This window comes from Spirosoma luteolum (assembly GCF_054778875.1).
In genome coordinates, this window is record NZ_BAAGZE010000008.1 from 295,379 (window position 1) to 312,275 (window position 16,897).

General features: G+C 61.0%; 7 protein-coding genes. 4 read left to right on the top strand and 3 right to left on the bottom strand.

Features of this window, described 5'->3' with window-relative positions:
• The first annotated feature begins 7 nt into the window (after nucleotides 1–7).
• Entirely contained in the window at nucleotides 8–946 is a 939-nt protein-coding gene (gene gldA, locus ACYVAC_RS15255) for a gliding motility-associated ABC transporter ATP-binding subunit GldA (protein WP_461098606.1), read from the top strand.
• 81 nt (nucleotides 947–1,027) lie between these two features.
• On the opposite strand, the gene ACYVAC_RS15260 is transcribed toward gldA, so the two are convergent.
• The gene (locus ACYVAC_RS15260) at nucleotides 1,028–1,561 is read right to left on the bottom strand and encodes a DUF4136 domain-containing protein (protein WP_461098607.1); all 534 of its coding nucleotides are present in this window, start codon (nucleotides 1,559–1,561) and stop codon (nucleotides 1,028–1,030) included.
• A 172-nt stretch (nucleotides 1,562–1,733) separates the two neighbouring features.
• On the bottom strand, nucleotides 1,734–2,783 hold the full coding sequence (aroB, locus tag ACYVAC_RS15265; RefSeq protein WP_461098608.1) for a 3-dehydroquinate synthase: 1,050 nt from the start codon (nucleotides 2,781–2,783) through the stop codon (nucleotides 1,734–1,736).
• 243 nt (nucleotides 2,784–3,026) lie between these two features.
• Here aroB and ACYVAC_RS15270 point away from each other — a divergent pair, with 243 nt between their 5' ends.
• Nucleotides 3,027–10,529 carry a hypothetical protein gene (locus ACYVAC_RS15270; protein WP_461098609.1) on the top strand — a complete coding sequence of 2,501 codons (7,503 nt, stop codon included), beginning with the start codon at nucleotides 3,027–3,029 and terminating at the stop codon, nucleotides 10,527–10,529.
• A 101-nt stretch (nucleotides 10,530–10,630) separates the two neighbouring features.
• Here ACYVAC_RS15270 and ACYVAC_RS15275 read toward each other — a convergent pair whose 3' ends face one another.
• Nucleotides 10,631–11,770: a pyridoxal phosphate-dependent aminotransferase gene (locus ACYVAC_RS15275; RefSeq protein WP_461098610.1), complete on the bottom strand. Its 1,140-nt coding sequence runs from the start codon at nucleotides 11,768–11,770 to the stop codon at nucleotides 10,631–10,633.
• 297 nt (nucleotides 11,771–12,067) lie between these two features.
• Here ACYVAC_RS15275 and ACYVAC_RS15280 point away from each other — a divergent pair, with 297 nt between their 5' ends.
• Nucleotides 12,068–15,160: a SusC/RagA family TonB-linked outer membrane protein gene (locus ACYVAC_RS15280; RefSeq protein WP_461098611.1), complete on the top strand. Its 3,093-nt coding sequence runs from the start codon at nucleotides 12,068–12,070 to the stop codon at nucleotides 15,158–15,160.
• Nucleotides 15,161–15,334: 174 nt separating this feature from the next.
• On the top strand, nucleotides 15,335–16,864 hold the full coding sequence (locus tag ACYVAC_RS15285) for a SusD/RagB family nutrient-binding outer membrane lipoprotein (RefSeq protein ID WP_461098612.1): 1,530 nt from the start codon (nucleotides 15,335–15,337) through the stop codon (nucleotides 16,862–16,864).
• Nucleotides 16,865–16,897 lie beyond the last annotated feature (33 nt).

The window sequence follows — 16,897 nt, forward strand, 5'->3', positions numbered from 1 at the left end:
ACCGCCTATGTCGATCCGGGTTCAGAACCTGATAAAAGAATATGACCGCGCCGGCAGCGACCGGCAGCGGGCTGTCGATGGCATTTCTCTGACGGCCAGCCCCGGCGAAATTGTTGGTTTTCTGGGTCCCAACGGAGCCGGCAAATCGACCACCATGAAAATTGCCACCGGCTACCTGGCTCCCACCAGCGGCACCGTCGAAGTAAATGGTTTCGATGTCAGCACCCAGGCAATGGCCGTGCGCCGGCAAATCGGCTACCTCCCCGAACACAACCCCCTCTACCTCGATCTCTACGTGAAAGAGTACCTGCGGTTTGCAGGCGCCCTGCACGGCCTCTCGGGCAGTGGACTGACCCGCTCCGTTACCGACATCATCGAGCGTGTAGGGCTGGGCCGCGAGCAGCACAAACGCATCGGACAGTTGTCCAAGGGCTATCGCCAGCGCGTGGGCCTGGCGCAGGCCCTGCTGCACAACCCGCCCGTCCTGATTCTCGACGAACCGACAACCGGCCTCGACCCCAATCAGCTGGTTGAGATCCGGCAGGTAATCCGCGAAGCCGGCCGCGACAAAACGGTGCTTTTCTCGACCCACATCATGCAGGAGGTCGAAGCCCTCTGCGACCGGGTCGTCATCATCAACCGGGGCCGCGTCGTGGCCGACAGTTCGCTGAGTGGCCTGCGGGCGGCCTCGACCGACAGTACGGCCGGGCCGGTGATTGTAGTGGCCGAGTTCGAAACCCCGCTGACCGATCCGGCGCAGCTGAATCTGCCGGGCGTTGTTGCGGTGGAGGCCCTGGAGCCCGGGCAGTATCGGATAACGGCAACAGCCGGTACCGATCTGCGGTCGGCGATCTTCCGGCTCGCTGCCGATCAGAACCTGACCCTCGTTGGGCTCCGGCAGCAGGAGCATTCGCTGGAAGGCATTTTCAAGGCCCTGACCCGGTAAAGAACTCCCAAAAAGAAGCCGGTCGTCCCATTATCAGAACGATAACGGAACGACCGGCTTTCGTATAGCGTCGTGATGCGGCTAGCGGGCCGTGGCCATCAGCGGATACTGGTCGAAAATCGACCGGACAATGCCCTTGAAATAGTTATTTTTGAAGTTCTGGTTGCGCATCATCTTCGACGCGTAGCCTTTCCAGATCACCTGATACGATTCGGCGTCGATAAGCGAGATCATCAGCGTGCCTTCGTCGAGGTTGTAGTCGATCCGTTTGTAGGTAGCATCGTCGTCTTCGCGCACCACCCAGTCTTTGATAACGGGTTGCTGATACCCGCGGAAACGCAGGTCGGAGCGGAAGATGTTGTACGAAATCAGCAGATTGGGATTGCGGTTGCTGACGCGGTAGCCGCGGGCTTCCATCTGGTGGCGAATGGCGTCCTGAATGTCGGAGCAGAGCAGGGTCGAATCGACGAACTCGCATTCCAGGAAATTAAACGATTCGTAGTTCTTAAAATGGCCCTCGTAGCTGTAGTCATGTTCAACAAACAGACGGCTGGGCGAACAGCCGGCCAGGACTACAACAGCCAGGATAAACAGGATACCAATGCCGGTTTTCATACGACGCTTTGTAAAAGGTTTTACTCGATAGAACTGGGGTTACGCGTACTAAAAAAGAATACAAACGCTAAAGTCAAATATATACGTAATTGTTTGGCAAACAATCGGATGCTGCCAAATTTTAGCAAACGTTATGCCGATGGCTGCCGAAGACTGACCGGGCAGGCTGCCATCAGATCAAACCGCCGTAGAAGGCCAGGGCCCGGCGCATCTCGGCCGTTGTCACCACCAGATCGAACGCGCAGTGGCCGGGGCCGTCTAGTAAAGCCATCCGTACCTGATTGCCCCGATTTTTTTTATCCTGCAGAGTCAGTGCCAGAATGGGATCGGTATCGGCTTCGCCTAGCTTCACGCGTCCATATACGGCAAAAATGTATTCTTCGATTTGGGTCAGCAGCGATTCGTCAATTAATCCGCGCTGATAGGCGATAAACGCTTCGGCAACCATACCCACGGCAATGGCTTCGCCGTGGAGCAGCCGCTTTTGGCTCCCCCCCGGCCGGGCGTTGGTCAGAAAATACGTTTCGACGGCGTGGCCGAGTGTATGGCCGAAGTTGAGCGTCTTGCGAATGCCTTTTTCGCGCGGGTCGTCGGCCACGATACGCTGCTTCACGGCTACCGAATGGGCAATCAGTTCAGGCCAGTTCTGCTCGTCGAGGTCGCGCACCCGAATGTGCTCCCACATGGCCGCATCGGCAATCAGGCAGTGTTTTATGACCTCGGCAAAGCCCGAGCGCAGTTCGCGTTCGGGCAGCGTTTCCAGAAAAGCCGGATCGATCAGCACCGTTTCGGGCTCCTGAAACGTGCCGATGTGGTTTTTGAAGCCCCGGTAGTCGATGCCGAGTTTGCCGCCCACGCTGGCGTCGACCTGTGCCAACAGGGTGGTGGGCACCTGCGCAAAGGCGATACCCCGCTTGTAGGTAGCCGCGCAGAAGCCGCCCATATCGCCGATTACGCCCCCGCCCAGATTGAGCACCAGGGCGTGCCGGTCGAAGTTGGCCCGCGTCAGGGCATCCCAGATCAGCTCGCAGGTAGCCATGTGTTTCTGCTCCTCGCCCGCCTTGATCCGAACCAGTGTATGTCTGGGTAATACGGCTTTAAGCGCTGGGTAGCAGTGGCGGTACGTATGGTTGTCGACGATCAGGGCAATGGCCGAGAAATCGGTTGTTTCGAGAAAAGCGGGCAGGCTCTCCAGGATGGGGGCAATGGTAATTGTAGACATGCGGTAAAAATACGGTAGTCCGCGGCCGGACGCGCCTGTACGGCCAATCTATTTTTTGGACCCATAATCGCTTTGGTTATGAGGATCTGGCGTTTGTAGCTACCGTTTTGTTGCTCTGGCGCAGATTTTGTGGTCAATCTTCACCGAATGGTAGCTTCCTGCGCCAGTTTGGTCACGCTGTCGTGACTATTGACTGGCCAGCCCGGTATCTGCCGCCCCCGTACATCATAACTGCCGCTGCTTGTGATTACTTTACTCGCCGTTTTTCGCAACCTTACTTCGTCCCGTCTGCCGAACCGTTTTCGGGCGGTAGTCAGCCTTTTTCATCAACCGACCCGCCTGGCCGGCTGGTTGCTGGGTCTGTTGCTGCTGGGCCTGCTGCCGCACACCAGCTTCGCCCAGAACGAACTGGAGCTGGCTTCGGGTAGCGTCTCGAGCACGGTTGTTACGGGACCAACGGTTACGACACCGGAAGCTATGACCCTGCTCCAGAACACCACGGGTACGACCTTTGTGCCCACCACCCCGCCATTCTCCGTGTCGGCCAGCCTATCCAACCAGGTCTACACAAACATTGCCAACGCAGCGGGCAACGGCGTTAGCGGGAGCGGCACTCAGTTCGGCACTACGCTGAATAATACAGCCAAGTTTGCTGCGGCAACACTTGTCTACAACAAGCTAAACGCGATTGGGGGAGCGACCAACCCCATGCTAACCTCAAACCCATACAGTACAACGGGTACAGGCTTCGATGTCGCTTCTAACTATGGATTCAATCTTTTCACAACAATTGAGCCACTGGCCAGCCTTAGTGCCGTTACCGCAGGACGTTATTACTATGGTGATATAACGCTGACATTCAACAGACCTGTTGCTTACCCAGTTCTCACATTTGTGGGCATGGGTGGCTTCGCCGGGACGACGGGTAATGTCCAGGGCTTTGCAGCCGAATTTGATTTTGTGTCGCCTACCAGTCTGACCCGACTGTCGGGTTCAACCGAATTTACCGTTACGCCAACCAGCGGTACCACCACCATCGGAAACAGCGCCAGTGTGATCACGGCGACCAGTGGCAGCGGTGGGGCTTCGGGCAGTGTCCGGGTAAATGGCACAAACATAACCTCGCTCACCTTCAAACTTTTTATACGTGGTGATGGTAAGGGTACCGCCTGGAGTAATGCAAACCGATGGAATGGCGATCAATACCTGCTCAGTGCATCCCTCGGCCCGCCATCTACGCTCTCGGGTAACGTCTTCGACGATGGCAACGCGGGCACCATCAATGGGACCGGCACCAATGCGGGGGGCACGCTCTTCGCCAACCTGGTCAGTAGCAGTGGTGTGGTTATTGCCACTACCCCCATCGCAGCCGATGGAACCTACTCATTTACGAATATCTACGCCGACACCTACACAGTTGTGCTCAGCACCACCCAGGGTACCGTGGGCAGTGCGCCCCCGGCCGCAGCCCTGCCAACGGGCTGGGTCAATACGGGCGAAGGCGTGGGCGCTACCCCAACGACTACCGACGGCACTGTAAATGGTATCGTTACGGCAACCATTGCCGGCACGAGTGCCACCGGCGAAACGCTGACCAATGTCAACTTCGGTATCGAGCAGCTGCCTACACCGACCAGTAGCACCCTGACGGCGCAGGGTAATCCCGGCGGTACGGTTGGGGTGAGCATTCCGCCCGCCAGTTTCACCGGTACCGATCCAGATGGCACCGTCGCCCAGATCATCTATACCGCCTTCCCCACCAACGTCACCAGTTTGACCATTGGGGCCTCGGTCTACACCAGCGCGACCTTCCCCGCCGGGGGCGTCACCGCCGTCACCGGCACCGCCGTCCGCATCGACCCTGTTGATGGAGCCGTCACCGCCGTGATTCCCTTCCGGGCTGTCGACAACGCCGGCTTCTCAAGCACCGCCACCGCTTCGGTTTCCGTACCGTTTACTACGCTCACCCTGTCGGGCACGGTCTTCGATGACGCCAACGGACTCACCGATAACACCGTCAACGGCACGGCTACCAACACCGGCAGCCCCCTCTTCGCCGTGCTGACCGACCCAGTGGCCAACACCGTCATCGGCTCGACGGCCGTAGCCGCCAACGGTACCTACAGCTTTGCGGGCCTCAACGGCGGCAGCTACCAGGTACGCCTGAGCACCACTGCCGGCACCGTCGGTGCCGCACCACCCGCAGCTAGTCTGCCCACCGGCTGGACCAACACCGCCGAAGGTACCGCTGCGGCCGGTGACGGCACCGTCAACGGTATCACCAACGTAACGATTACCAACGTCAACCTGACGGGGGTCAACTTCGGCATCGAGCAGTTGCCCGCGCCAACCTCCTCCACACTGGCATCGCAGGGTAACCCCGGCGGCACCGTCGGCGTGGCCGTTCCCCCGGCCAGCTTCACCGGCACCGATCCCGACGGCACCGTGGCCCGGATTAACTACACCGCCTTCCCCACCAACGTCAATAGCCTGACCATCGGCGGCACGGTCTACACCAGCGCCACCTTCCCCGCCGGGGGCGTCACCGCCGTGACCGGCACGGCCGTCAGCATCGACCCCGTCGACGGAGCGGTCACCGCCGTGATTCCCTTCAAGGCCATAGACAACGCCGGCTTCTCCAGCACCGCTACCGGTTCGGTTTCTGTACCCTTCACTACCATGAGTATCTCGGGAACAGTGTTCAACGACGCTAATGCGCTGACCGACAACTTGGTTAACGGTACAGCTACCAATGCAGGTGGGCAGCTGTACGCGGTGCTTATCTCGGGAGCAGGCACCGTGGTTGCATCGACCTCTGTGGCAAGTAACGGCACCTATAATTTTGCGGGTTTACTGCCGGGCACCTACAATGTTCGCCTGTCGACGACTACTCTGACGGTCGGATCGGTAGCACCCGCTGCCACCGTACCCGCTGGCTACACCATTACGGGCGAAGGCGTTGGTACAACACCCGATGGTTTAACCGATGGCAATAACATTGTCGTTCTGGGAGTAACTAACATCACCAATATTAACTTCGGCATTGAGCAGCTGCCCGCACCGACCAGCAGCACCCTGACGGCGCAGGTTAACCCGGGCGGCACAATCGGCGTGGCCGTTCCCCCGGCCAGCTTCACCGGCACCGATCCCGATGGTACTGTCACCCGAATCCTCTACACCGCCTTCCCCACCAACGTCACCAGCCTGACCATCGGTGGCACGACCTACACCAGCGCCACCTTCCCCGCCGGGGGCGTCACCGCCGTCACGGGCACCGCCGTCAGCATCGACCCCATCGATGGCGCCGTTACGGCCGTGATCCCCTTCAAAGCCATCGACAACGCCGGCTTCTCGAGCACCGCTACCGGCTCGGTCTCGGTGCCCTTCACGACCCTGACGCTGTCGGGTACGGTCTTCGATGATGCCAACGGGCTGACCGACAACACCGTCAACGGTACCGGCACCAACGCGGGCGGCACGCTCTTCGCCGTGCTGACCGATCCAGTGGCCAACACCGTCATCGGCTCGACGGCCGTAGCGGCCAACGGTACCTACAGCTTCGCGAACCTCAACGGCGGCAGCTACCAGGTACGACTCTCGACCACCGCCGGCACCGTCGGTGCTACCCCGCCAGCCGCCAGTCTGCCCGCCGGCTGGGTCAACACCGCCGAGGGTACCGCCACCGCCGGTGACGGCACCGTCAACGGCATCACGGCCGTGACGCTGACAACGGCTAACGTGACGGGGGTCAACTTCGGCATCGAGCAGCTGCCCGCACCGACCAGCAGCACCCTGACGGCACAGGCTAATCCCGGTGGCACAATCGGCGTGGCCATCCCCCCGGCCAGCTTCACCGGCACCGATCCCGACGGCACCGTCGCCCAGATCATCTACACCGCTTTCCCATCGAATGTCAACAGTCTGACCATCGGCGGCACGACCTACACCAGCGCCACCTTCCCCGCCGGGGGCGTGACGGCGGTGACGGGTACGGCCGTTAGCATCGACCCCATCGACGGGGCCGTTACCGCCGTGATTCCCTTCCGCGCTGTCGACAACGCCGGCTTCTCGAGCACCGCTACGGGTAGCGTTTCGGTGCCGTTTACGACCCTGACCCTGTCGGGCACGGTCTTCGATGATGCCAACGGGCTGACCGATAACACCGTCAACGGTACCGGCACCAACGCGGGCGGCACACTCTTCGCCGTGCTGACCGATCCAGTGGCCAACACCGTCATCGGTTCGACGGCCGTGGCCGCCAACGGCACCTACAGCTTTGCAAACCTCAACGGCGGCAGCTACCAGGTACGACTCTCGACCACCGCCGGTACGGTCGGCGCGACCCCGCCAGCCGCCAGTCTGCCCGCCGGCTGGGTCAACACCGCCGAGGGTACCGCCACGGCCGGCGACGGCACCGTCAACGGCATCACGGCCGTGACCCTGACGACGGCTAACGTGACGGGCGTCAACTTCGGCATCGAGCAGCTGCCCGCACCGACCAGCAGCACCCTGACGGCACAGGCTAATCCCGGTGGCACAATCGGCGTGGCCATCCCGCCGGCCAGCTTCACCGGCACCGATCCCGACGGCACCGTCGCCCAGATTATTTACACCGCTTTCCCCACCAACGTCAACAGTCTGACCATCGGTGGCACGGTTTACACCAGCGCCACTTTCCCCGCCGGGGGCGTCACCGCCGTGACCGGCACGGCCGTCAGCATCGACCCCATCGACGGGGCCGTTACCGCCGTGATCCCCTTCCGGGCCGTCGACAATGCCGGCTTCTCGAGCACCGCTACCGGTTCGGTATCCGTACCGTTTACCACGCTGACCTTGTCGGGCACGGTCTTCGATGATGCCAACGGGCTCACCGACAACACCGTCAACGGCACGGCTACTAACGCCGGCGGCACGCTCTTCGCGGTGCTGACCGATCCGGTGGCCAACACCGTCATCGGCTCGGTGGCCGTAGCCGCCAACGGCACTTACAGCTTTGCGGGCCTCAACGGCGGCAACTATTCGGTTGTACTGAGCACCACCGCCGGCACCGTCGGTGCCACCCCGCCAGCCGCCAGTCTGCCCGCCGGCTGGGTCAACACCGCCGAGGGCACCGCCACCGCCGGTGATGGCACCGTCAACGGCATCACCAGCGTGACGCTGACGACGGCTAACGTGACGGGCGTCAACTTCGGCATCGAACAGCTGCCCGCACCGACCTCCTCGACGCTCACCGCCCAGACCAATCCGGGCGGCACAATCGGCGTGGCCATCCCCCCGGCCAGCTTCACCGGTACCGATCCCGATGGCACCGTCGCCCAGATTATTTACACCGCCTTCCCCACCAACGTCACCAGCCTGACCATAGGTGGCACCGCCTACACCAGCGCCACTTTCCCCGCCGGGGGCGTGACGGCGGTGACGGGTACGACCGTCAGCATCGACCCCATCAACGGAGCCGTCACGGCCGTGATCCCCTTCCGGGCCGTCGACAACGCCGGCTTCTCCAGCACCGCTACGGGTTCGGTATCCGTACCGTTTACCACCCTGACCTTGTCGGGCACGGTCTTCGATGATGCCAACGGGCTGACCGACAACACCGTCAACGGCACCGGCACCAACGCCGGCGGCACGCTCTTCGCCGTACTCACCGATCCGGTGGCCAACACCGTCATCGGTTCCACGGCCGTAGCCGCCAACGGCACCTACAGCTTCGCGAACCTCAACGGCGGCAGCTACCAGGTACGACTCTCGACCACCGCCGGTACCATCGGCGCGACCCCGCCAGCCGCAAGCCTGCCCGCCGGCTGGGTCAATACCGGCGAGGGCACCGCTACGGCCGGTGACGGCACCGTCAACGGCATCACCGCGGTCACCCTGACGACGGCCAACGTGACGGGCGTCAACTTCGGCATCGAGCAACTGCCGGCACCGACCAGCAGCACCCTGACGGCACAGGCTAATCCGGGTGGTACACTGGCCGTTGCCATCCCGCCGGCCAGCTTCACCGGTACCGATCCCGATGGCACCGTCGCCCAGATTATCTACACCGCCTTCCCATCGAATGTCACCAGTTTGACCATCGGCGGCACGGTCTACACCAGCGCCACCTTCCCCGCCGGGGGCGTGACGGCGGTCACCGGCACGGCCGTCAGCATCGACCCCATCGACGGGGCCGTTACCGCCGTGATTCCCTTCCGGGCCGTCGACAACGCCGGCTTCTCCAGCACCGCCACCGGTTCGGTTTCGGTACCGTTTACGACCCTGACGCTGTCGGGCACGGTCTTCGATGATGCCAACGGGCTGACCGACAACACCGTCAACGGTACCGGCACCAACGCCGGCGGCACGCTCTTCGCGGTCCTCACCGACCCAGTCGCCAACACCGTTATCGGCTCGACGGCCGTGGCCGCCAACGGCACCTACAGCTTCGCGAACCTCAACGGCGGCAGCTATCAGGTGCGGCTCAGCACCACCGCCGGTACCATCGGCGCGGCTGCTCCAGCCGCCAGTCTGCCCGCCGGCTGGGTCAACACCGGCGAGGGTACCGCCACGGCCGGTGACGGCACCGTCAACGGCATCACGGCTGTGACGCTGACGACGGCTAACGTGACGGGCGTCAACTTCGGCATCGAGCAGTTGCCCGCACCAACCTCGTCGACGCTCACCGCTCAGACCAATCCGGGCGGCACAATCGGCGTGAGCATCCCGCCGGCCAGCTTCACCGGCACCGACCCCGACGGCACCGTCGCCCAGATTATTTACACCGCCTTTCCGACCAACGTCACCAGCCTGACCATCGGTGGCACCGCCTACACCAGCGCCACCTTCCCCGCCGGGGGCGTCACCGCCGTCACGGGCACCGCCGTTAGCATCGACCCCGTCGATGGGGCGGTCACGGCCGTGATCCCCTTCCGGGCCGTTGACAACGCCGGCTTCTCGAGCACCGCTACGGGCTCGGTATCCGTGCCGTTTACGACCCTGACGCTGTCGGGCACGGTCTTCGACGATGCCAACGGGCTCACCGACAACACCGTCAACGGCACGGGCACCAACGCCGGCGGTACGCTCTTCGCGGTCCTCACCGACCCAGTCGCCAACACCGTCATCGGTTCGGTGGCCGTGGCTGCCAACGGTACCTACAGCTTTGCGGGCCTCAACGGCGGCAGCTACCAGGTCCGCCTGAGCACCACGGCGGGCACTACCGGCGCCACCCCGCCAGCCGCCAGTCTGCCCACCGGCTGGGTCAACACCGGCGAGGGTACCGCCACGGCCGGTGACGGCACCGTCAACGGCATCACCAGCGTGACGCTGACAACGGCCAACGTGACGGGCGTCAACTTCGGCATCGAGCAACTGCCCACGCCAACGTCGACCACCGTGGTAGCCCGGGCCAACCCCGGCGGTACCAACAGCCTGGTTGTACCGCCAGCGAGCCTGACCGGTACCGACCCCGATGGCACCGTCACCCAGATTCGTTATACGGCTTTCCCCTCGAACCTCACGTCGATCACCATCGGGACGACGCTGTACACCAGCGCTACCTTTCCGAACGGGGGCGTAACGGTATCCAGCACGACACCCGTACACGTTGATCCGATCGATGGTGTCGTTACGGCGGTCATTCCGTTCCGGGTTATCGATAATGCCGGTTTTGAGAGTCTGACCACGGCAACGGCAACGGTACCATTCACCTGTACGGTGCCGCTTTGCCCGCCCGTGACCGGCCGCAAAATCCAGACACGGTAAAACCAACTCATCCGTTAACAGAAAAAGCCAGCAACGTTGCTGGCTTTTTCTGTTAACGACGCAAGCGCCGGTGACTGGTTGATGGCTGGTTGACGGTCCGGTCAGGAGATCGTCTTGAGTCCCTCCGCGAATGCCTGCATCTGCGGCATCGTGCCCAGGCTTACCCGACACCAGTACTGCCCGTCGAATTTCCACTGCCGGATAGCAACGCCCTGGTCCATCATCCGTTCCACAAAATCTTCGCCTTTCATCCGGATGGGAAACATAACGAAGTTGGCACCCGATGGCAGGGGCTCGTAGTTATGTTGCTTCAGCACATTGTAGAGATAGGTTTTCGACTCCTGCGTTTTGCCCAGCGAGTAGGCGACAAAGTCTTTATCCTGCAGACTGGCCATGGCCGCCCGCAGTGTTGTCATGCTCAGTCCGCTCCCTCCCGTCGAGAATTTGCCGATCTGTTCGACCAGTTCGGGTTTGGCCAGCAGATAACCCGTACGCAGGCCCGCAAAGCCGTGTACTTTAGAAAACGTACGGGTAATGATCACATTGGCCCCTTTGCGCACCAGATCGACCATGGAATACGCTTTCGGATCGGGGGTGTAGTCGATATAGGCTTCGTCGACCAGTATGGGGGCTTTGGGCCCGGCCGCTTCGCAGAACGCCCGCAGTTTGGCCGGATCGACCGTGATGGCCGTGGGGTTGTTGGGATTGCAGAGGTAGACCATACCGGTCTGGCTGCCGATACGCTCGTTTAATTTATTCAGATTGATGTCGTACCCATCGGCAGCCACCAACGGCACTTTGTCCATCGTGATCCCATGCTTAACCGCTGTTCGGGGCAGCGCATCGAACGTGGGGTCGGGTGCCACGATGGTGCGGCCGGCGTTGGGGCGGTAGGCCGCCCAGAGCGAAGCCGCCGTCAGCAGCTCGCCGGAGCCGGCACCCAGCAGCACACACGCTTCGGGTACGCCTTCCGTGTCGGCAACCAGTTTCCGAAACTGCTTCGCATATTCCATGGCGTAGAGGTAGCCATCGGGGGCCGCTTCCGCAATTACCTTGAGTGCTTTCGGCGACGGTCCGTACGGATTTTCGTTGGCCGAGAGACGGGCTTTCAACGCAGACTTACCAGGAGCCAGCGCAAAAGCCGCTTCAGCTTCGGGCTCACAGAATGCGGCCGGAGCAGCGGCCAGGCTTAAACTGGACAACAGACTGGTGCGAAGCCAGTCACGACGGTTGATTGCCATAAAGCGGGAAGAAATGGGGTTGGTTGACGAGACAGACAGGCCCGATCGAGCCCGAACAAAATTAGGCTTAAACACCTATAAACCAACTTATAAACTATAAATAAGCAGTTGAGCCAAATAAAATATTAATCAGTACAATTATTTACACAGATAATACAAGCACACCCGGACAAATCGGGGCCTGTCGGGCCTCCTGGACAAATCCGTTACTCTACTAGTCTATATACTTGTATTCTTGTCTTTTTCGAAACAACTTTGGCTTCATTTCTCAATTTTTTAATCAATCCTTCATCTTCTATGATGTCATTTATACGCAGTTTACGTCTGCTGTGGCTCATGCTTGCCCTCTGGTCGGGGGCCTCGGCGCAGGATCGCACCATTACGGGTAGGGTCACGGCGCAGGAAGACAACTCCCCGATTCCGGGCGCGAGTGTCATCGTACGCGGCACCTCGCGGGGTACCACCACCGACGCCACCGGTACATTTCGGATTCAGGCCGACAAAGGACAGACGCTGCGCGTCAGTTTTATCGGAGCTACCACCCAGGATGTGCTGGTGGGCAACGGGACCGTCGTCAACGTGAGCCTGAAACAGGAAGCCAACGCCCTCAACGAAGTGGTGGTTACGGCGCTCGGTATCAAGCGCGAAAAACGCCAGCTGGGTTATGCCGTTGCAGAGGTCTCCGGCCAGGACCTGGCCCAGACCCAGCGCGACAATTTTCTCAACGCCCTACAGGGGCGCGTGGCCGGGGTGCAGGTGGCTACCACCAGCGGCCTGCCGGGATCGTCGTCGCAGGTGATTATCCGGGGGATCAACTCGATCAGCGGTAACAACCAGCCCCTGTTTGTCATCGACGGGATGCCCATCAGCAACCGTACGGCCGAAAGCGCCAGCTTCGTAGCGTCCAAAAACTCGGGCACGTCGTTTGAGAACCGGACTGTCGATTTCAGCAACCGGGCCGCCGACATCAACCCCAACGACATCGAAAACATCACTATTCTGAAAGGCCCCGAAGCAGCCGCCCTCTACGGTGTGGAAGCGGCCAACGGCGCGGTGGTCATTACGACCAAGAAAGGCCGCAACGGGCAGGGTCGGATCAGCTACACCAACAGTTTTACCTGGCAGGAAATCAGCCAGAAGCGGCTGCCGCAGGTACAGCGCGTCTATGGGCAGGGCATCAACGGGGTTTCGCAGAACAATACGTTCAGTTACTTCGGACCGGCCTATACCGAGAACACCCCCTTCTACGACAATGTCAACAACTTCCTGCAAACGGGCTTCGGGCAGCGCCACAACCTGTCGTTCGACGGGGGCACCGACCGCTACACCTTCCGGCTGTCGGGCGGGTACACCAGCACGAGTGGGGTTATTCCGACCACGCGCTACGACCGCCTGAACCTGACGCTGGCCGGCACCGCCAAAATCAGCGACCGGCTCACGGCCGAATCGACGCTCCAGTACATCAATACGGCTAACACCAAAGTATCGAAGGGTGCCAACAGCTTTCTGCTCGGTATGCTGCAGTGGCCCAGCACCGACGATATGAGCAACTACCTTAACGCCGACGGCAGCCGCCGGAAAATTACGGGCGACGCCGAGATCGAGAACCCGTTCTTCGACGTCAACCGCAACGAACTGCGCGACAAGGGCGACCGGGCCATCACCAACATCGGCCTGAACTACACCGCTACCGACTGGCTGAGCTTCAGCGGCCGCGTGGGCCTCGACGTCTACTCGACGCAGTATCTGATCAAATACCATCCCGAATCGAACCGCTCGGGCGGCACCATCGGCGGCTCCCTCGACCAGTCGACCGATAACAACCGGACCCTGACGGTGCAGTATTTCGCCACCGCCAAAAAGCAGTTCAACAAGCTGAGCACGTCGCTGCGCGTGGGGCAGGCCATCTACGATTACCGCTATAACGCGCTGTCGACGCGGGGCGAGAAATTCCTGGACCCCAACTTCACGAGCATCAACAACACTGATCCGCTGACCCAGAAATCGCTGTCGACCACGCAGCAGCGCCGGCTGATCGGCGTGTTTGGCGATCTGACGCTGGGCTACAACGATCTGCTCTTTCTGACCGTTACGGGCCGCAACGACTGGAGCAGCACCTTTCCCAAGGCCAGCCGGTCGTTCTTCTATCCGTCGGCGTCGGCCAGCTTTGTGTTCACCGAACTGGTGCCCCAGGGCGCTTTCCGCAAGGCGCTGAGCTACGGCAAGCTGCGCGTATCGGCGGCTCAGGTGGGTAAGGAAGCACCGGTCTACGCGACCTCGCAGGCCTACGAGAATCAGACCACTACGGGCGGGGGCTTCAGCTACGGCTTCACGGCGCCCAACCCCTTCCTGGTGCCCGAAAAAGTAAACTCGTTTGAAACGGGGCTCGAACTGAAGTTTTTCAACGGCCGGCTGGGCCTCGATGCCGCCTACTACCGCACCAAGAGCACCAACCAGATCATTCAGAACCTGCGGATCAGCTACGGTACGGGCTTTGTCCTGAAAACCATCAACACCGGCGACCTCTGGAACGATGGTGTCGAACTGTCGCTCAACGCCGAGCCAGTCCGGACAGGGGCGTTCAGCTGGAACACCACGGTCAACTTCACCAAGACCAACAGCCAGCTGATGAGCCTGCCCAACGGCCTGTCGGAATACTACAACTCCGATACCTGGGTGTACCGCAACATCCGCAACGGGGTGCGCGTGGGTAGCCCACTGACGACCCTGACCGGCGACACCTACGTGCGCAACACCAACGGCGATATCCTGATCAACCCGCAAACGGGACTTCCCTATGTCGAAACGTCGTGGAAAGTGGTGGGCAACCGCAACCCGGCCTTCACTATGGGCTTCCTGAACGCGTTTACGTTTAAAAACAATTTGTCGCTGAGCTTCCTACTCGACATCCGGAAGGGGGGCGACGTGTATAACGCCACACAGGAGTTTCTGTACCGGCAGGGGCTGAGCCGCAACACCCTCGACCGGCAAACGCCACGGGCGTTCGACGGGGTGCTGAAAGACGGACTCGAAAACACGGCAACACCGACCAGAAACAATATTCAGGTGGTGCCCTACTACAACAACGGCTTCTACACGTCGCTGGCCGATGAAAACTTCGTAGAACGCAACATCAGCTGGGTTCGGATGAAGGATATCACGCTGCGGTACAACCTCCCCGCTTCGCTGCTCAACCGCTCGCGGGTGTTTAAAACGGCCAGTGTCTACGCCACCGGCACCGATCTGTTTCTGCTGACCAACTACTCGGGTGGCGACCCGGGCGTGAATGCCAGCAACTCCGTAACGGGTGGTTCGGGAGGCTTCGGTATCGACTTCGGTAACCTGCCCCTGCCCCGCACCCTCAATGTCGGCCTGACGGTCGGTTTGTAGTTTTCAGTTTACAGTTTTCTGTACACAGTTTACAGTATACAGAAAACTGAAAACCGGTCCGTGGCCGATTTACCAATGGCCACCGAGACGCCACCTTCTGACGACTGAACACTGAATACCGAAAACTGGAGACAGTATACTGAAACTGGACTTCCCGCATTTGAAATTTTTACTATGAAACGAACATCCATCTATACGCTGCTCAGTCTGCTACTGCTGACGCTGAGTAGCTGCGACAAGTACCTCGATATCAACAAAAACCCGAACAACCCCGATCAGGTGGAGGCCGCACTGCTGCTGGCCCCCATCGAAGTCAACTACGCCCTGGGCGTGCAGTTCGACGGACGGGTGCTGGGCCGGTACAACCAGAACTGGCAGTCGTACCTGTCGGGCGACACCTGGGATCTGCACGGCTATGCGACGGCCTCCGACGTGGGGGGCGAGCTGTGGCGGAACGTGTATTTCAAGGCCGGCCGTAACCTGGTCAACCTGATCGACGATGCCCGCGCCAACCAGAAATGGGATTACCTGGGCGTGGGTCTGGTGATGAAAGCCTGGGGCTGGCAGATGCTGACCGACATTCACGGCGAAATCATTCTGTCGGAAGCCTTCGACCAGGACCCGCAGAAAAACCAGTTCAACTACGACACGCAGGAAGCGGCCTACGCCGAAGTGGTGAAGCTGCTGACCGAAGCCATCCCGAACCTGAACCGGGCCGACGGCAAGGTGTCGCAGGCGCAGCTGGCCCGGGGCGACATCATGTACAAGGGCGACCGCCTGAAGTGGAAACGCTTTGCCTACGGCCTGCTGGCCATCAACGCCCAGCACCTGTCGAACAAGAAAAACCTGTATGACCCCAACAAGGTGATTGCCTACGTCGACAGTTCGCTGACGGGCAACGACGACAATGCCCTCATGCCCTTCAATGGCAACAGCACAGCCGACGCCAGCTTCTTCGGCCCTACCCGTCAGAACCTGCAGGTGTATGGCCAGGGCGATTTTATGCTGCGGCTCCTGGACGGCCGGGTCTTCAAAGACGTGAAAGACCCCCGCATTCCGCAGATGATGGCCAAGAGTAACGACGGCGTGTACCGGGGCCTCAACCCCGGCGGTGGGCAGTCGACGGCAGCCAGCATTCCAGCGGCTGCCCGGGTGCAGAGCCCGTGGGAAACAGCCCTCAACAGCATTCCACCAGCGGGCACCACGGGCAAATACATCTTTACCGACAAGGGCCCGTTTCCGATGATGACCTATTCGCAGCTGCAGTTTATCAAGGCCGAGGCCGCGCTGGCCAAAGGCGATCAGGCTACGGCGCTGGTGGCCTACCGGAGAGGTATCGACGCCCACATGGCGTTCACGGGCGTTTCGGCCGCCGACCGGGCCACCTACCTGGCCAACCCTGCCATTGTACCCGCCACGGGCGCGGTTACGCTGAGTCAGATTATGCTGCAGAAGTACATTGCCCAGTGGGGCTGGGGTTTCCTGGAGCAGTGGTCCGATCTGCGCCGGTATAACTACAGTGCCGATGTGTTTACGAGCTTCCAGCTGCCGCAGACCTTCCCAACCAATAACAACGGCAAGCCGGCGCAACGCCTGCGCCCCCGCTACAACTCGGAATACGTCTGGAACGTCGACGCGCTGGCCCGCATCGGCGCCCTCGACCTCGACTACCACACCAAACCGGTTTGGTTTACGCAACCCTAGCCACGCGGGTGGCGAGCGGTGCAGCCAGCACCG